This is a genomic window from Corynebacterium sp. BF-R-2 (assembly GCF_024586525.1).
In the GTDB taxonomy this organism is placed as follows: domain Bacteria; phylum Actinomycetota; class Actinomycetes; order Mycobacteriales; family Mycobacteriaceae; genus Corynebacterium; species Corynebacterium singulare.
The window spans coordinates 77245-93794 of record NZ_JAMFTP010000006.1; the positions used below are offsets into that span (position 1 = coordinate 77245).

A 16550-nucleotide genomic window follows, 5' to 3' on the forward strand; every position below is an offset into this window, starting at 1 on the left:
TGGACTGGTCATCAGTTTAAGGGACACCGCCTCCTATCACGTCGCCCCCAAGCACGTCATTTAGCAGAGGGGGAGACTGAGGCGGTCTTCCTTGGCATTCGCGCCTGCGATGACGAAGGCGAAGCGTGCGGACACCCCGGTGGGGTACACGCCCCACGTTCCGGGCTGCCCGGGGATTTCGGCGGAGGTGACGGTGCAGGCTTCGCTGGTGAGTTCCTCCACGGTCCCCGGCACAATGGTGTCGCGGTCGTCCTCGGTGCCAAAGTCAGCGCCGACAAGAGTGAGGTCCTCGCTCTCACAGATGATGCGGGCGCGCTGGCCGGCCTCAGGCTCGGCGGAGTAGCAGTCGAGGTTGCGCCAAGGTGCACGGCCGGGATTCTCGGGGAAGATGAGGGGGAATTCTCGAGCGAGGACGTCTTCTTCGGCGTCCCACCCGGCGCCGCGCAGTGCGAGGCTACCGACCACGCTAAGGACCATGAGCACTCCGGCCAGGACCGCAGCGAGGATGATGTGGTTGCGGCGTAGAGACCAGCGAGGAGACTCGTCGCGAGCATCCGGGGCGGGGGAGGCAACGTCTTTCGAAGGATCGATAGCAGGCGGCGTATCCGCGGAGCCCGGCACGGTGACTTCGTGAGGGGCTGGAGCATTCTCCTGTGATGGCGCGAGTTCGGCGGTTCCTGCCACGGTGGCGAGAGCGTCGAGCATCTCGGTGGAGCTGGCAAAACGCTTCTGTGGCTCGGGGTGCAGCGCGGTGGCGAAGAAGGAGTTGAGGCTGGGTGCGAGGGGCCCGTCACTTGGCGCAAGGTTGTCCGGAGTCAAGTCCGGAATGACGCGGCTATGCGCCCACTGTTGCGGGCTCGTGGTGCGGCGCAGGTTAACCAAGGTGAGCATTTCCAACGCAATGAGCGCGAGCGAATAGCGGTCACTTGCTGCGGTGGGCTGCGGGGGTGACTGGGCCAGCTGCGTGGGGTAGAGCTCCGGCGCCATGTAGGCGTCCGTGCCTACCCGAAGGCCCTCCCGGGTCATGCGGGTGGTGTCCTCATTAATGGCGATGCCGAAATCCGCAAGCATGACATCGCCGGGCTCCTCGCAATCATCCGCGATGATGTTGGCGGGCTTAATATCGCGGTGAATGACCGGGGAGGGCAGCTGTGCCAAATAATCGAGGGCCTGCGCAATAGGGGTCAGCAGCCGCACTGTCTGCTCCACCGTGAACTTGGAGCCTTCCATAATGCGGCGGTTAATGTGCGCTTCCAAACTGGGGCCACGCAGGAACTTCATGACGAAGTAGGGCACGCCGCCGGGGGTGACATCGCCATCATAAATCGGCACGATGGCCGGATGGTCCAGCGCCGCAACGGTGCGCATCTCCGACATGAACCGCCCTACTTCCTCATCATCCCCGGCGGCGTGCTGGGCAATGACTTTGATGGCCACCTCACGGTCAAGGCTCTCCTTGCGGGCAAAAACAATGGTGCCCATTCCGCCCGCACCGATTTGATGAAACTGCGAATAACCTTTGGCGGTGAGTTCAGGCTCAAGGTCCAGAGGCAGGCCGGAGGCTGTGGGCTGCGAGTTCATGTCTAGGCCGCCACGATGATGGGCTGGCGGATGATGAAAGGCTCATAGCCGGCCTGGCGGATGGTGATCTCCGCGGTGAATTCTCCCGGCTCCAGCAGGGAAGCGGCCAAGGTGCATACGCCGAAATTGCAGCTCAATGTGCTTTGCGTGGACTCATCGAGGTGGTTGTGTCCCTCGCTGTCAAGGAGAGCAACGTGCCATTCGGCGTTGTTTTCCAAGTCTGCTTCATTATTGCTGAGATTCATTGCCTGTGCGTTGAGCACGAAGACACCGCCGACTGCCCACTGCAGCACGCCGGTCGGCGCTGAACCGCTCACCGCGCCGTCGTATCCGGTGTTGTCCACCTCCGCGCGCAGCGAGCGGTAGCCGAACTCTTCCAGTTCGGAGTAGTTCGCAACGATTTCGTCCACGGGCCCTGGGCCGGGTGTCTTGGGGGTGATGAGGTAGGAACCATTGTCTTGGCGCAGGTGGAGCCCGGTAGGCTCTGCGCTTTCCGACGCCTCCCCCGCCACCGTCAGCACCGCCTCTGAACGTTGCGTGGTGCCATTCACCGTGAATTTCGGAGCGTCCTCAGCAGCGTCCTTGCTCGCCGAGCACGCAGAGAGCGTGATGAGCGCGAGACCCAGTGCGGCGAGAGCGCGCAGGGAGAACGAGGCGAGCATAGGGCGGATAAATCCTTGCAGAGTCGAGGAAAATAGAATCAGACAAAGAGTATCAGCCCCATACAGGGGGCTAGGGCGTAATTAAGAAGATAGAGATGAATTGTTATGAAAGGTGTGCATAATACTGGGGGTGGGCCGCAGCAAACTGGGCCAACACGATGCGCCACGAAATCTTCTGCCCCGGCTGGAACTGGGGAACGCCGAGCTTCTGCAAGGTTTCAGCCAATGTTTGAATTTTGCGCTCGACCTTTTTCTCTGTCCACTCGAGAGCCTCAGCCAGTTCGCGCTGGGTTCCCACGACAACGCGTGGCTCGGCCGCTGGGTTGTCCACGAGAGGCTGGGCTAAAGCCTTCAGAAGGAGGCACTGCTCCTCATTGGGTTCGAAGACATGCGTGGTGAACGGGCCATCCGGCGGCAGGCTGGGTTCTGGGCTGCGCAGCGGCTGCATCACGGTGAGCTCGCACTCATAGCTCATCGTTGCGGTGGAGAAGTACACCGTGGAGGTGCCCGGATGCAACACCTCTATACTGCCCGGGCTCAGCACCGTGCGGCCATAACCGCAGGCAGCCGGCGGTTGAATGGTGGCGGCGATGAAACTGCCAACGTTTTTCAGGAACCACTGTGAGCCGTTGGACCACACCTGCAAGAACGTGCGGTGCATAGCTGGGTCATCGGAGGCGAGCAGGATATCGCCTTGGCGGCCCAGTGTGGCGGACTCGCTGACAGTAAGAAGCTGCGAGTGGCCAATCAAATCGTCGACAAGCAAGGAGCCGTGCTGCGGCTGTGGCTGAGGCTGTGGCATGGCTCCTCCCTTCACGTGTGAACAGTGATAACTAGGACTGTAGTTTACTGCACTGAGTGGGAGGCGTCGCAGACGTCCACGAGAGAGTTCCTTATGCGAAAAGAAACAAACGGTGAAGACTCGGTCGAGGGAAAGGGGCGACGCCGTGAGTGATAGGGCGTGAGTGATAAGGAAAGAGGAACGGGAAACAAGCTCCACACCGCTTCCCGAACCAGCATCGACGATAGTAGCAAGCTCGCGGGCGATTCTCCTAGCTCTAGGGAGAAATCCCCCGGAAGGCCTCTCTGTGAGGCGATGCCCTTTCACTCCTGTTCGCTACCGGCGTACAGTGCCGTGAGCTGGGAAAATGAGGGTTGGGGTGGGATGTTGCCGAAAATCGTGAATGGAGTGTCGGCCCCGCGCGTTAGAGTGGATGACACATTAACAGCGAAAGGTAAGAGGTCATGTTCGAGAGGTTTACTGACCGTGCTCGCCGCGTCATCGTGTTGGCGCAGGAAGAAGCACGCATGCTCAACCACAATTACATCGGCACCGAGCACATCCTCCTGGGGCTTATCCATGAGGGTGAGGGCGTTGCTGCCAAGGCCCTGGAGTCCATGGGCATCTCGCTGGAGGACGTCCGCCGTGAGGTGGAAGAGATCATCGGCCAGGGTTCCCAGCCGCACACTGGTCACATCCCGTTTACCCCGCGCGCCAAGAAGGTCCTTGAGCTCTCCTTGCGTGAGGGTCTGCAGATGGGGCACAAGTACATTGGCACCGAGTTCCTGCTTCTCGGCCTCATCCGTGAGGGCGATGGCGTGGCCGCCCAGGTCCTGACCAAGCTGGGCGCTGACCTGCCGCGCGTGCGTCAGCAGGTTATCCAGCTGCTCTCCGGTTATGAGGGTGGTGAAGGCGAAGGCGGTGGCCAGTCCCAGGGCGGCCCCGGCCCGGTGGGAGCCGGTGCTGGTGCTGGCGCTGGACAGGGTGGCCGCGGTGGTTCTGGTGGCTCCGGCGAGCGTTCCAATTCGCTGGTTCTGGACCAGTTCGGTCGCAATCTCACCCAGGCTGCCAAGGATGGCAAGCTGGACCCGGTGGTCGGCCGTGATTCCGAGATTGAGCGCATCATGCAGGTGCTTTCCCGTCGCACCAAGAACAACCCGGTGCTCATCGGTGAGCCTGGTGTGGGTAAGACCGCCGTGGTTGAGGGCTTGGCTCTCGACATTGTTAATGGCAAGGTCCCGGAGACCCTCAAGGACAAGCAGCTGTACTCGCTTGACCTGGGTTCCCTCGTCGCCGGCTCCCGCTACCGAGGTGACTTTGAGGAGCGCCTGAAGAAGGTGCTCAAGGAGATCAACCAGCGCGGAGACATCATCCTCTTCATCGATGAGATCCACACCCTCGTGGGTGCTGGTGCTGCCGAGGGCGCTATCGATGCCGCTTCGCTGTTGAAGCCGAAGCTTGCCCGCGGTGAGCTGCAGACCATCGGTGCCACCACCCTGGATGAGTACCGCAAGCACATTGAGAAGGATGCCGCCCTCGAGCGCCGTTTCCAGCCGGTCAAGGTTGATGAACCTTCCCTCGATGACACCATCCTGATCCTCAAGGGCCTGCGCGATAAGTACGAGGCACATCACCGCGTCTCCTACACTGATGAAGCCCTCAAGGCAGCGGCATCCTTGTCGGACCGCTACATCAACGATCGCTTCCTGCCGGACAAGGCCGTGGACCTCCTCGATGAGGCCGGTGCCCGCATGCGTATTAAGCGCATGACTGCTCCTGAGGGTCTGCGTGAGGTCGATGACCGCATTGCTGAGGTCCGCAAGGAAAAGGAAGCCGCGATCGACGCTCAGGACTTCGAGAAGGCCGCTGGCCTTCGCGATCAGGAACGCAAGCTCGGCGAAGAGCGCGCGGAGAAGGAAAAGCAGTGGCGCTCCGGTGACCTTGAGGAAATCGCCGAGGTTGGTGAAGAGCAGATCGCTGAGGTCCTGGCACACTGGACCGGCATCCCGGTGCTCAAACTCACCGAGAAGGAATCCAACCGCCTCCTCAACATGGAGGAAGAGCTGCACAAGCGCATCATTGGTCAGGACGAGGCCGTCAAGGCCGTATCCCGCGCTATCCGCCGCACCCGTGCAGGTTTGAAGGATCCGCGCCGCCCGTCTGGTTCCTTCATCTTTGCCGGCCCGTCCGGTGTGGGTAAGACGGAGCTGTCGAAGTCTCTGGCTAACTTCCTCTTCGGTTCGGATGATGACCTCATCCAGATCGATATGGGTGAGTTCCATGATCGCTTCACCGCCTCCCGTCTCTTCGGTGCTCCTCCGGGATACGTTGGCTATGAAGAGGGCGGTCAGCTGACTGAGAAGGTCCGCCGTAAGCCGTTCTCCGTCGTCCTGTTCGACGAGATTGAGAAGGCCCACAAGGAGATTTACAACACCCTTCTGCAGGTCCTTGAGGATGGCCGCCTGACCGATGGTCAGGGCCGCAACGTGGACTTCAAGAACACGGTGCTTATCTTCACCTCGAACCTGGGTACCCAGGACATTTCGAAGGCCGTGGGCTTGGGCTTTAGTGGCTCTTCCGAGACCGATTCGGATGCGCAGTACGAGCGCATGAAGAACAAGGTTAACGATGAGCTGAAGAAGCACTTCCGTCCTGAGTTCCTCAACCGTATCGATGAGATCGTGGTCTTCCACCAGCTCACTCAGGAGCAGATTGTGGAGATGGTTGAGCTGCTCATCGGCCGTGTGGAAAAGCAGCTGTCTGACCGTGACATGGGAATCGAGCTCACGCAGAAGGCTAAGGATCTGCTGGCCAAGCGTGGCTTCGACCCAGTCCTCGGTGCACGTCCGCTGCGCCGCACCATTCAGCGCGAGATTGAGGATCAGCTCTCTGAGAAGATCCTCTACGGCGAAATCGGTGCCGGTGAAATCATCACCGTGGACGTTGAGGGCTGGGACGGCGAGTCCAAGGACAACTCTGCGGCGACGTTCACCTTCACCCCGCGCCCGCGTCCGCTGCCGGAAGGCACCTTCGATGAGGAGCTCGAGGACCTGGAGGACACCGTCGTGCGTGAGGCTGATGAGGAAGCCTCCTCGGATGAGCCGGATACCATCAGCCCGGATGTCCTCGGGGAGTCTGGCAGCGATTCCGCTGACGAGTCCCACAACGATGATGGCGATGACGGCAACCCGCCGCCGGCAGGCGCCGGTGCTGGCCAGCCGCTCTAAGCGCTGACTCCGGCCCAGCCACTGGGCCCATGAGGACTAGCCCCGAACCGCATGCGTGTGAAACCACGTGCGGTTCGGGGCTTGCTGTGCGTGACCTTCACGGAGCGGCACGCCCCCAGTCCACTACTAGAACTGAATCAGCACACCGTCTCGTGAGATTCGTGCTCCGGGTGCTCAATCTGGATGGTGGAGTGCTCGATTCCAAGTTCGCGCAGGGCGTGCTGGGCGGCGTCCAACAGTGGGCCGGTGTCGACGGTGCCGTCACGCACGATGTGCACGGTCGTGAGCACGCTTACGCCATCCAGGCTCCACAGGTGTAGGTCGTGGATGTCGGCAACGCCCTCGACCTGCCGCAGCGCGGGCTCGATCGCGCTGGCGTCGAAGCCCGCCGGAACCTGCTCGAGCAGCACGCTCGCCGACAGCCGCATGAGTTGCCATGCGCGCGGCAGCACCATCGCCGCAATGACCAGCGAGGCGATCACGTCCGCAGCCACGAACCCGGTGGTCAGCACCACGATGCCCGCCACGATCACTGCCACCGAGCCGAGCATATCGACCAGCACGTGTAAGAACGCGCCCTCCACGTTGATCGAGGATTCGCGGTGGCGGTGCAGCACCCACGCCGATAGAGCATTCGCCACCAGGCCGATCACCGCGATGATCAGCATCGTTTTTCCCTGTACTTCGGCCGGGCTCTGCAGTCGGCGAACCGCCTCGACGACAATCCACACCGAGATCACCAGCACCATTACCGCGTTCGCCAGCGCCGCCAGCACCTCCACCCGCCGGTAGCCGTAGGTGGCCTGGGCTGATGCGTGGCGGCGCCCCACCAACACCGCTAGTACCGCAATGATTAATCCAGCGGCGTCAGAAAGCATGTGCATAGCATCCGCCATCAACGCCATTGAGCCCGCCAACCAGCCGCCGATGAGCTCCGCGAAGAAGACGGTGCCGGTAATGCTGAGCGCAATGAGGAGCGCGCGCAGCGGCGTGCTGGAGTGATCGTGATCGTGGTGCTCGTGTGCCATGCACTCAGCCTATCGCCACTGATGCTTATTGACAAGAAAATGAAAAAGGATGGCGGCTGGTAAAAGCGCGCGTTCTAGCCCTACTTGGCCACGCCGAGGTCTACCAGTGATTTCTTTGCCACCTCAGGGTCATCACTCTTGATCATGTACTCAACGATTCCCTTATCCTCAGGGAGGATTTCCTGAACAGTGAAGATGGCTTCCAATCGCTGTGCCTTGAATGTGGAACCGCGCGTTGATTCTGCTGAAATTTCAGCGGCGTCCAAGACGGGCTTACCGTCACGGACAGCGGCGGTGGCGGCTGGGTCATCGGTGAAGACTACGTAACCAACCTCAGGTGCTTTCGTAGTATCTACGGAACAGTTGGTGCCCTTCGCTTCTGGGGCAGGGGAGTTATCCGCGCCGTAGTAGCTGAACACAACTTCATAATCCATGCAGGCACGCACGAAGTCAGCAATCGGCTCGGGTGCTTGGTCGGCGGAGGTGAGGTCGCTTTGAGCGTCGCCAGCAGTATCGCCACCGGCCGTGTCGGCGGTGTCACCGTTGGCAGCCCCAGAATCGGCAGGTGCTTCAGCGGCGGGCTGCGCAGGAGCGGCTGAATCCTCAGATTTGTCACCAAAGAGGGCGTCCTTTGCTGCCACGTACCCAATCGCTACCACCACGATGACCGCGATCACGAGCGGAAGGAGCAACAGCTGCTTCTTTACACTGAGGCCTTGCTTTGAGTCATTGGAGTGGGTGCCTGTGGTTCCCGCGGTGGGGTTCGACGAGGGTGAGGCGGTGCCCGATGTATTTTGCGAAGCCGCGCCTGGGTCTAATAGAGAGCCATGCTTAATGAAATGGCGGTAGCCATCATCCGCAATTAACTGGCCCTCTTCGATGTGTGAGGTGTCTTCTACCCCGTTAAAGTGGTCGGGCGAACCCGGGTATGCAAGTCGGCTCATTATTCAGTCCACCACCGTGGATCAATATCGGAATACAGGGAACGCATCGACTCAACATGCTCTTCCAAGCTGGTGTGCTTGATGCGGTGCTTATTGTCTTTCCATCGTTGAAAAAGTTCCTCCGATGACACCGCGCGCGAGGCCTCCGTCCGTGCTTCACGGCCCGCGGTCAGAGCCCATTGAGCGGCAAAGCGCATGCGTTGCGCGGCCTTTTCCGTGAACCCGCTCCATACTTTGTACGTGTTATAGAGTTGAGCTACGAGGGCCCAGCCACCCTTGTAGGGCAGAACGATGACGTTACCGAGGTTGTCGAGCTCTAGGAACTCAAAATGAGAGGGATCCTTTTTGTTGGCGGTCACGAGGATCCTGCGGTTGGTGATAAACGCGGCGCCATCCACCCCACTTGCTTTCGTAGCGGCGGCTTCCAGCACAATCTCGTCGACACCAAGGCCTTCTACGACGGCTACGGCGGCAGCGTGCACAATCTCGGAATCGCCAGCACGTTTAAGTGCAGCGCCGAGATCTGGCCGGTCTGTCAATGCAATTTGGGGTCCTGTCATGCACACGAGACTAACAACACATCAAAAAAGATGACTGTGTGTGACGTCATATGACGCTAGTCACTCCCCAATATTGGGGTGAGGGACGGGGTGCCGCGGAACCACGTTAGGAAGCTCGGTACTTTGTGAGGGTATGAGCTCAACGTTCACGCCAGCAAAGTTTGATGATACTTGGATCTACCGCCTTACAAAGTTCCCGTGGCCGGAACCGGCGCCGAGCAAAGATGAAGTGCGCCGCCACTCTTGGGGAATGACGTACAAGAGCAATAAGGCGTTTGCGACCCCGCTAGGGGTTGAGGACATCAACGCAAGGGCGGCCAAGTACTACAAAGCATCTCTCGAGGAAAACTGGGGGGTCACTGGTGCACAGGAAGCGCACCAGGCTATTGACGTCTTGCTCGAAGGCAGTCAGCACGTGGAAAATGACCTTATTTTACCGCTCGCATACGCCGTGAAGGATGTTCCAGAGCAGGAACTTGCTGCAGCAATTGAGGAAAGGGTCGAGTTTCTCAAAGACTTCTTTGTTGCCCAAGGCGTGGATCCGCGTCGGGGAGAACATAAGTTCCGTTACCTCGTACGGATGTTGCGCTCCGAAAGCTTTGCCAAGACAGCGGCCCCAGCATTGCCCACCACCACTCGCGCATGGGACATTATCCGGATTCATAACGTCGGTGGACCGGCAACGGAGCTGGGATGGATCTCTCCAGAAGAGTTCCTTCAGATTTCAGATAAGGCCGTGGCGGCCCTGCAGCGCTACTTTGTGTCGTGGGCTGACGTAGCCGCAAGTTTCTGGTGGGGGCGAATGATCTGGGCAAGTGACGGTGAACCCGACGTTGCCGCTGCGATGAAGGACCAATCGCAACGGCTCACTGAGCTGCTCGCACACAGTGATTCGCCTTGGGTGCGCGTGCCTTTGCATGACATCGTGGCTGAAGAGCCTTTCTCGTCCTTGGACGGTCTACATTAGCCAGCTGCTGTCATTGTCCGAGCGACTGTGGCAGCCGCGGGAGAGAGGCGCGAACGGAGCCGAGAGCCGCCTTCACGTTCTGGGACCTTTTGTGATTGACGTGTACTTTTACAGAACTAGGGCTTAGGAAATCTGGCAGTTCGTTGGTGCGGGGACGTCCTTGAAGCGATCGATGAGGTAATTCGTGCCGTGCAGAAGCGAACGAACCGTTGGCGCGGCGTGGTTAGTGCCGGAACCAGGACGCACGTTGACGGCGCGGGCATTCTCAAACTGGACGGTGCCGCCAGCCGCACAAAAATCGCGGGCCATGGTTCGTGCCTGCTGGTAGGGAATGATGTCATCGGTGGGGGAATTCATGACCAGCATCGGGGCGTTGAGTGCATGTTGGCCCAAGCGTTGCTCGCGCATCATGCGTGAGGCCGCCGGCTTGCGGCGCAGCAGTTCAGCGAAAGTTTCGCCGCTTTCCGTGAGTTCGCTGGTGCGGATATTTCCCCAGGTGGACATGGACTCGCGGATGCAGAAGGTCTCGGCATCAGTGAGGAACTCACGGCCGCGTGGGTTTAACTCGTCGATGATCTCGTGGGAAAAGGCTGTGCTGCGTGCTGCAAAACCGTTGATGGCATAGCCCAAGACGTGGACAAGGGCAGAGCCATCGACGGCATTCATCACCTCGAAGAGGTCTGCTGGCGGCGCGCCCGCGAACGAGCCCTTGACGTTGAGCTCGGGGGCGTAGGTGGCCGCGTACTCGCCGGCGGCCGCCGCTGCGCCGCCGCCTTGGGAATAACCGGCGAAGCCGACAGGTGCGGAGGCAGGTGCGCCGGCGAGCTTGAGACCTGCGCGGGCGGCGTCAAGAACGGCGTGGGCCTCTTCAACGTTGTTGACATAGGAGTGGTGGCCCGGGGTGCCGAGCCCGATGTAATCCGTAACCACAACGCGTACGCCCTGGGTCGTGGCGTACTCGTACACGCGCCCGGCCGCGGCCTCGTAGCCCTGGTCAAAGCGGCTACCGTCGGTGCCGGCGCGCACACGTGACGGCGCGCAGTGGTCACCAGCACCGCGGGTGCCTGGCGCATACACGACGGTGGGGCGTTCACCCGGCCCATTCCACGGAGCCTTCGGCTCAAGAACCATACCGGTGACCGTGGTAGGGGAGCCGTTCATGAGAGTGGAGGCATAGGAGATCGTCGTTGCGGTGACGCCCGGTAGCTCTTCCGTAGCGTCCGCGTGTACGCTGCCCGGTGGAGCCGCCTGGGCTGCAGGGGCGGCGATAGCGATGCTAGCGGCGGTGAACACAACCGCCATCAAGGATTTCATTCTCACGAGGTTGAGAGTAACCCTTACGGCGATGCTGCGCATCCGCGCTATGCTATGCGGCATGGGAATTTACTATCGCAAGCGGAAGAAGACCGGCAAGAATAGCTGGATTAATGTCTCTGGCTCTGGTGCTTCGATGTCGACGAAAGTCGGTCCAGTGACGTTTAACTCCCGCGGCGGCATGTGGGTCAACCTTCCCGGCGGCCTCAACTTCCGGGGGCGTTGGCGCTAATGAGTTCTCGCCCCAGCACCGACTATATCCGGATGGGGTATGAGGCTGACGTTGTCCTGCGTTTGGGCATGATGCTGATGGGCGCAGGTACGTCGGGCTACCGTGTGCTGCGCGGCATGAAACGTGCTGCCCGCGCGCTGGGCTTCGACCGGCTCGATGCTGACGTTGGCGTCACCCAGATCACCTGTACCTTTCACCGCGGCCGCGACTTTCGTACCGTGGTGGCTCAGCAGCACTCCCCGGCTGTCGATGCCTCACGCATCGAGGCCCTTGAGGACCTTACGCACAACCGCCTGTATTCAGGGATTACTGCTGAAGAGCTCAGCGCAATGCTGGATGCCATCGAGTCCACCGTGATCAAACGGTGGAACCGCTGGTTGCTAGCCTGCGCGGCGGCAGTTGCCTGTGCATCCTTTGCCGTGCTCAATTACTTCACCGTCTATGCGGTTTTCCTCGTCGCCCTAGCGGCCTTCTGTGGTCAGTTGACCCGCGCCTCACTGCACCACAAACACGTGCACCAGCTGGGCTGCATTGTGGCGGGCGGAACGGTAGCGAGCCTCGTATATTTCTTCACCACCAAGGCGGTTGCCGCCACGGACATCGCGAACCCCGCCGATTTTTCCTCCGGTTATGTGGCTGCGGTGCTGTTCCTCATTCCCGGCTTCCCACTGTTCTCTGCGCTCATTGACCTCGCACGCTTCGATTTCGGTGCAGGCTTGACCCGCCTGGCCTATGCGTTAACCGTCATTACAGCTGCTACTTTCACCGTGGCGCTGGTGAGCTGGACAACGGAACTGACCCCAGAACCGGGAATCCCAAGCCCTGATCCCGAGTGGTATGTTGCCGCAGCCGTGGCAAGTTTCCTGGGTATTTCGGGCTTCGCCTTCTTGTTTAACTCCTCGCGGCGAATGGTGCTGGTGGCGGCGTCGGTGGGCACGGTGGCCAACATCGTGCGCCTGCTCCTCACCAGTTGGGGAGCGACCAACTACGTGGGCGCCTTCATCGGTGGCCTCATCGTAGGCCTATTGGGTGCGGTGGCCTCCAAGAGCGCACACTTGCCGCGCATCACCACGACGGTGCCAGCATCCGTCATCATGATCCCGGGGACAGCCATGTTCCGCACCGTCTATCACCTCAATGTGGGCAACATAGACCAGGCTCTGAATAACCTCGCCGTCGCCTCGATGGCCGTCGCGGCGATTGGCTGTGGCCTTGTCCTCGCCCGCATGCTCACCGACCGCGACTGGACTATGGGCCGACTCATCGACTTTTCTCATGGCCCTAGCGCGGTAGGTGGAACAGCCCCTCCTCGTTCTGCTCCATAAGGCCATCTTCTAACAGAGAGCCAAGCGCACGGGCACGCTGGGCCGCGTCCTCCCACACCGCGTCCAAATCGGACTGGGGAACGGGGGTGGGTGAGGCGCGGAGGACGTCGAGAAGCAGCCCTCGCACCTGACGGTCCGTACCGGTGAACTTTTGTACGCGCTTTTTAGCCCGCGCGGCTTCTTCCTCGCTGGGTTCTGGACAGCCCGCTAGCTGCCATGCGCAGGTCGCCTTGATGGGGCATGCGGCGCACTCCGGGTTCTTGGCTGTGCACACCAAGGCGCCGAGCTCCATGAGCGCGGCCGAAAAATGCGGCCCATTCTCCTCCGGAAGAAGCGCCTCCACCTGCTTCAACTCGCGTTTCGACGGCGCTGGCGCCAAGAATCGTCCATCCACAGCGCGGGCATAGACGCGCCGCACATTGGTGTCCACCACCGGCACATTGCGCCCAAAATGGAAACATGCGACGGCCCGCGCAGTGTACTCACCGATGCCCGGCAGGGCCAAGAGCTTGTCGACGTCCCCCGGAACCTCCCCCGCGCCAATCTCCTTCGCGCATTCCCACAGCCGCAACGCGCGCCGCGGATAGCCCAGCTTGCCCCACGCGCGCAGGACCTCCGCTTTGGAGGCCCCAGCCAAGTCCTGAGGCGTGGGCCAGCGCTCCATCCACTCCTTCCACTGCGGGGCCACGCGCGCGACCGGGGTTTGCTGGCTCATGACCTCGCTGAGCAGCACGCCCCACGCCGAGGTTCCGGGCTCACGCCAGGGCAGGGGGCGCTCAACGGCGTCGAACCACTCCAGTACAGCTTGGGTATCCATAAGCACCTCAGTGTAGGGGCGATGGGACTAGAGTGTGAATCATGCCTCTAGTTCATGTACCCCACGAACCACAGAAGGTCTGGGAGGCCCTCCAGGAGGGTAACCAGCGCCTTGTGACCGGAAACCTCATCGCCGTCAACCAGGATGCCAAGCTGCGCGCCGGGCTGACCCAGGGACAGGATCCGCGCGTTATCGTGCTGGCCTGCTCGGATTCCCGTGCGCCCATTGAGCACGTGTTTAACATCGGTTTTGGTGATGCTTTTGTCATCCGCACCGCCGGTCACATCCTGGACAGCGCGGTGATGGCCTCCCTGGATTATGCCCTGGAGAACCTCAATGCGAACCTGCTCGTGGTTATGGGCCACCAGTCGTGCGGTGCCGTAGGTGCTGCGTCGGAGTTCCTGGCCGGTGGTGACCTGCCGACGGGCCTGCAGCGCCCCATCATCGAACAGGTAGCCACTGCGTCCCTGGTGGCTCAGCGCGATGGCCGCGAGGAGCGCGCGGACTTTGAGCGCGAGAACACCGCGCAGACGGTATCGCAGATTATCTCCGACATCCCAGCGGCGCGCGAGCTTCTCGACGCTGGCACGCTCGGCGTCGTCGGCCTTCGCTACCTCCTCGAGGATTCCAGCGTGGAGACGGTGGTTCTCCACGGCGTCGAGTAGCCTGAATCTACGCCGCGTGGTGGGGGAATAACGAGACACGCGGCCTTATGCTGGCCCGGGTTGGCGCTCAGTCCCCTTAAACTGAGAGCTGTGACTGAGCCTACCCATACCCCGAAGCCGCTGCCGCGCGAGATTTACGTCCGCCGCCGCCTCGCCGCGCTGGTGGCGATTTTGGTGCTCGTCGTCATCCTCATTTGGGCAGCCACTGCGCTTTTTGGTGGCTCCTCGGAGGAGAAGGAGGAGGGCTCGCAGCCGGCGGCAGCCTCAAGTAGCTTGGCGCAGCCGGCTGAGCAGCCGACGACCGCGCAGGCCGAAGAAACTGGCACGGAGACTGAAGAAGCAACGTCTGAGACCGCGGACGAGAAGCCCGCGAAGGAAGGCTCGGACAATGCTGACGATGCTGACGATGCTGCGAAGTCCGAGGAATCCCAGCCCACCGAGCTAGCCGTGGATCCCTCCAAGACGGAATGCTCTCTCGAAGACCTCATGGTGATGGCTAAGACCAACGAGGACAGCGTCCCCGGCGGCAAGATGCCGACGTTCTACATGGAGGTCTTCAACCCCACCACGAAGGATTGCTCCATCAATTTGGATGAGCAGCAGCTGCGCTTCGAGGTCTACAAGATGGGCTCCAACGAGCGCGTGTGGTCTGATACTGACTGCTATGCCTCGGTGGAGACCGGCACGCAGACCTTCAAGTCTGGTGAGACGCGTTTCTTCCAAGCTGATTGGTCCCGCAAGCGCTCCGAGCCGGGCAAGTGCACCGACCGCCCTGAGGCTGATTCCGGCGCCTACTTCCTTCACACTGTGATTGGTGAAAACTACTCGGCTGCCCTGCCGTTTAATCTGCTCTAGCCGCCCGCTGCGGCCTAGTTGAGTGCGGCGATGGCTTCGCTCAGAGTCGCAGCGTGGCGTACTCGGATTCCACTGACCTCGACGTCTCCCGGCGGGACGATGGCGTGGCGATAACCCAACCGGGCGGCCTCTGCCAGCCGGCGGTCGAGGTTAGGTACGCGGCGCACTTCACCCGCGAGTCCCACCTCACCGATGACGACGGTCTTGGGCGGCAGCGGCCGCTCGTGCAGCGAGGACCACGTAGCCAGCGCCACCGCCAAGTCTGTCGCCGGTTCCTGAATCTTCATGCCACCCACGGTGGCCACGTACGCGTCTTTGTCATTGGTGCGCTCACCCGCGCGGGCCTGCAAGACCGCGAGCACCATCGGTACCCGGTTGGCATCGAGTCCGGTGACCACGCGCCGTGGGTTCTTGGCCACTGGGTCCACTGTGAGCGCCTGTACTTCCGCGAGGATGGGGCGCACGCCGTCCATCGCTACCGTTACCGCGGAGCCGTCCGGCGTACTGCCGCGGTGGGAAAGGAACAGCCCTGAAGGATCGGTCACCTCCCGGATACCCGCTGCGGTTTGTTCAAAGCAGCCCATTTCATCGGTCGCGCCGAAACGGTTTTTCAGACCGCGCAGCAAACGCAGGGAAGACTGACGGTCGCCCTCGAAGTTCAAGACCACGTCTACGAGGTGCTCCAGCACGCGCGGGCCCGCGACATTGCCATCTTTCGTCACGTGTCCCACCAGCAGGACTGGAATTCCGGTGGTCTTCGCCAGAGTGGTGAGCGCCGCGGTGACCGCGCGGGATTGGGCCACGCCGCCGGCCACTCCCTCGACGCCGGCCGCATGCATGGTCTGCACCGAGTCCACGATGATGAGGCTGGGCTTGAGCTGCTCGACATGCCCAAAGACGGCATCGAGGTTGGACTCCGCTGCCAAATAGAGCGTCTCATGCAGCGCACCGGTGCGCTCAGCGCGGGCACGTACCTGGCCGGCGGATTCCTCCGCGGTGGCATACAGTGCGGTGCGGCCCAATTGTGCCCAGCGTGACGCTACCTCGAGCAGAAGAGTGGATTTACCCACACCCGGTTCGCCCGCCATGAGCACGACTGAACCAGGAACGATGCCGCGCCCGAGCACGCGGTCCAGCTCCCCAATCCCGGTGTTGAGCGCCTTGGTCTGAGATGCTCCCACTTTGGTAATCGGTAGCGCCGGGCTCGTCGGAGTCAACCCTTTCGGCATGCGTCCCGTGACCGCTGCCTGGGCGGCACTGCTCTCCTGAGCAACTGCTGTTTCTTGCAGTGTTCCCCAGGAACCGCACTCTGGGCACCGCCCCAACCACTTGGGGGAGACGAAGCCACATTCGGAGCAGGTGTGGACGGGACGAACCTTTTTAGCCATGCCCCACACTCTAGTAAGCCACTCCGACACCGACGATTTTGTTGGCCTATCAGCAAAAAGCTTGGCTACCCCCATATGGAAACTTTTTCTACGAACGAAGGCGCCTGTATCACTTCCCCCTTAAAGTATTTGGCAGGTAACAGGCAAGACTCTTCGAGTGTTGCGTGAAGCCGTCCCCCGAGAACATATCCCCGAAGACCCTAA

At 61.3% G+C, this 16550-nt stretch carries 15 protein-coding genes; 6 read left to right on the forward strand and 9 right to left on the reverse strand.

From position 1 onward, the window contains the following. Positions 1-60 precede the first annotated feature (60 nt). From M5J09_RS05375 to M5J09_RS05385, 3 genes are all read right to left on the reverse strand, one after another. Positions 61-1581 carry a serine/threonine-protein kinase gene (locus M5J09_RS05375; RefSeq protein WP_257157227.1) on the reverse strand — a complete coding sequence of 507 codons (1521 nt, stop codon included), beginning with the start codon at positions 1579-1581 and terminating at the stop codon, positions 61-63. A 2-nt stretch (positions 1582-1583) separates the two neighbouring features. Further along, positions 1584-2243 (reverse strand): hypothetical protein, encoded by a 660-nt coding sequence (locus tag M5J09_RS05380; RefSeq protein ID WP_144792247.1) that lies wholly within the window; start codon positions 2241-2243, stop codon positions 1584-1586. 103 nt (positions 2244-2346) lie between these two features. Further along, on the reverse strand, positions 2347-3045 hold the full coding sequence (locus M5J09_RS05385; protein WP_042532340.1) for a hypothetical protein: 699 nt from the start codon (positions 3043-3045) through the stop codon (positions 2347-2349). 443 nt (positions 3046-3488) lie between these two features. On the opposite strand from M5J09_RS05385, the gene M5J09_RS05390 reads away from it, so the two are divergent. Continuing rightward, complete coding sequence (locus tag M5J09_RS05390; RefSeq protein WP_257157228.1) at positions 3489-6251, forward strand: ATP-dependent Clp protease ATP-binding subunit; 2763 nt, start codon at positions 3489-3491, stop codon at positions 6249-6251. A 137-nt stretch (positions 6252-6388) separates the two neighbouring features. Here the strand turns inward: M5J09_RS05390 and M5J09_RS05395 are convergent, their stop codons facing one another. From M5J09_RS05395 to M5J09_RS05405, 3 genes are all read right to left on the reverse strand, one after another. Then, positions 6389-7279: a cation diffusion facilitator family transporter gene (locus tag M5J09_RS05395; RefSeq protein ID WP_042532336.1), complete on the reverse strand. Its 891-nt coding sequence runs from the start codon at positions 7277-7279 to the stop codon at positions 6389-6391. Positions 7280-7359: 80 nt separating this feature from the next. Continuing rightward, entirely contained in the window at positions 7360-8223 is an 864-nt protein-coding gene (locus M5J09_RS05400; protein WP_042532334.1) for a hypothetical protein, read from the reverse strand. Next, positions 8223-8783 carry a hypothetical protein gene (locus M5J09_RS05405; RefSeq protein ID WP_042532332.1) on the reverse strand — a complete coding sequence of 187 codons (561 nt, stop codon included), beginning with the start codon at positions 8781-8783 and terminating at the stop codon, positions 8223-8225. Before M5J09_RS05405 ends, M5J09_RS05400 begins: the two co-directional genes overlap by 1 nt. Positions 8784-8916: 133 nt before the next feature. Between M5J09_RS05405 and M5J09_RS05410 the strand changes: the two genes are divergently transcribed. Then, positions 8917-9750, forward strand: a complete 834-nt coding sequence (locus M5J09_RS05410; protein ID WP_042532330.1) for a DUF1266 domain-containing protein — start codon at positions 8917-8919, stop codon at positions 9748-9750. Between the two features lie 123 nt (positions 9751-9873). On the opposite strand, the gene M5J09_RS05415 is transcribed toward M5J09_RS05410, so the two are convergent. Further along, positions 9874-11064 (reverse strand): lipase family protein, encoded by a 1191-nt coding sequence (locus tag M5J09_RS05415; protein ID WP_236683975.1) that lies wholly within the window; start codon positions 11062-11064, stop codon positions 9874-9876. Positions 11065-11125: 61 nt separating this feature from the next. Here M5J09_RS05415 and M5J09_RS05420 point away from each other — a divergent pair, with 61 nt between their 5' ends. Together M5J09_RS05420 and M5J09_RS05425 are read left to right on the forward strand one after the other, a co-directional pair. After that, entirely contained in the window at positions 11126-11296 is a 171-nt protein-coding gene (locus tag M5J09_RS05420) for a DUF4236 domain-containing protein (protein ID WP_082013969.1), read from the forward strand. Beyond that, positions 11296-12621, forward strand: coding sequence for a threonine/serine exporter ThrE family protein (locus M5J09_RS05425; RefSeq protein ID WP_257157229.1), 1326 nt, complete (start codon positions 11296-11298; stop codon positions 12619-12621). The genes M5J09_RS05420 and M5J09_RS05425 overlap by 1 nt, the downstream gene beginning before the upstream one ends. On the opposite strand, the gene M5J09_RS05430 is transcribed toward M5J09_RS05425, so the two are convergent. Further along, entirely contained in the window at positions 12578-13438 is an 861-nt protein-coding gene (locus tag M5J09_RS05430) for an A/G-specific adenine glycosylase (protein WP_257157230.1), read from the reverse strand. The genes M5J09_RS05425 and M5J09_RS05430 overlap by 44 nt on opposite strands. Before the next feature lie 41 nt (positions 13439-13479). Here M5J09_RS05430 and M5J09_RS05435 point away from each other — a divergent pair, with 41 nt between their 5' ends. Together M5J09_RS05435 and M5J09_RS05440 are read left to right on the forward strand one after the other, a co-directional pair. Beyond that, positions 13480-14103: a carbonic anhydrase gene (locus tag M5J09_RS05435; protein ID WP_257157231.1), complete on the forward strand. Its 624-nt coding sequence runs from the start codon at positions 13480-13482 to the stop codon at positions 14101-14103. A 90-nt stretch (positions 14104-14193) separates the two neighbouring features. Then, positions 14194-14958 (forward strand): hypothetical protein, encoded by a 765-nt coding sequence (locus M5J09_RS05440; RefSeq protein ID WP_257157232.1) that lies wholly within the window; start codon positions 14194-14196, stop codon positions 14956-14958. A gap of 14 nt (positions 14959-14972) precedes the next feature. On the opposite strand, the gene radA is transcribed toward M5J09_RS05440, so the two are convergent. Next, positions 14973-16346: a DNA repair protein RadA gene (gene radA / locus M5J09_RS05445; RefSeq protein WP_239181079.1), complete on the reverse strand. Its 1374-nt coding sequence runs from the start codon at positions 16344-16346 to the stop codon at positions 14973-14975. Between the last annotated feature and the right edge of the window lie 204 nt (positions 16347-16550).

Excerpts from the sequence above, each read along its gene's own strand:
- M5J09_RS05375 (WP_257157227.1), bottom strand. The coding sequence starts at position 1,581 with ATGAACTCGCAGCCCACAGCCTCCGGCCTGCCTCTGGACCTTGAGCCT.
- M5J09_RS05380 (WP_144792247.1), bottom strand. The coding sequence starts at position 2,243 with ATGCTCGCCTCGTTCTCCCTGCGCGCTCTCGCCGCACTGGGTCTCGCG.
- M5J09_RS05385 (WP_042532340.1), bottom strand. The coding sequence starts at position 3,045 with ATGCCACAGCCTCAGCCACAGCCGCAGCACGGCTCCTTGCTTGTCGAC.
- M5J09_RS05390 (WP_257157228.1), top strand. The coding sequence starts at position 3,489 with ATGTTCGAGAGGTTTACTGACCGTGCTCGCCGCGTCATCGTGTTGGCG.
- M5J09_RS05395 (WP_042532336.1), bottom strand. The coding sequence starts at position 7,279 with ATGGCACACGAGCACCACGATCACGATCACTCCAGCACGCCGCTGCGC.
- M5J09_RS05400 (WP_042532334.1), bottom strand. The coding sequence starts at position 8,223 with ATGAGCCGACTTGCATACCCGGGTTCGCCCGACCACTTTAACGGGGTA.
- M5J09_RS05405 (WP_042532332.1), bottom strand. The coding sequence starts at position 8,783 with ATGACAGGACCCCAAATTGCATTGACAGACCGGCCAGATCTCGGCGCT.
- M5J09_RS05410 (WP_042532330.1), top strand. The coding sequence starts at position 8,917 with ATGAGCTCAACGTTCACGCCAGCAAAGTTTGATGATACTTGGATCTAC.
- M5J09_RS05415 (WP_236683975.1), bottom strand. The coding sequence starts at position 11,064 with ATGAAATCCTTGATGGCGGTTGTGTTCACCGCCGCTAGCATCGCTATC.
- M5J09_RS05420 (WP_082013969.1), top strand. The coding sequence starts at position 11,126 with ATGGGAATTTACTATCGCAAGCGGAAGAAGACCGGCAAGAATAGCTGG.
- M5J09_RS05425 (WP_257157229.1), top strand. The coding sequence starts at position 11,296 with ATGAGTTCTCGCCCCAGCACCGACTATATCCGGATGGGGTATGAGGCT.
- M5J09_RS05430 (WP_257157230.1), bottom strand. The coding sequence starts at position 13,438 with ATGGATACCCAAGCTGTACTGGAGTGGTTCGACGCCGTTGAGCGCCCC.
- M5J09_RS05435 (WP_257157231.1), top strand. The coding sequence starts at position 13,480 with ATGCCTCTAGTTCATGTACCCCACGAACCACAGAAGGTCTGGGAGGCC.
- radA (WP_239181079.1), bottom strand. The coding sequence starts at position 16,346 with ATGGCTAAAAAGGTTCGTCCCGTCCACACCTGCTCCGAATGTGGCTTC.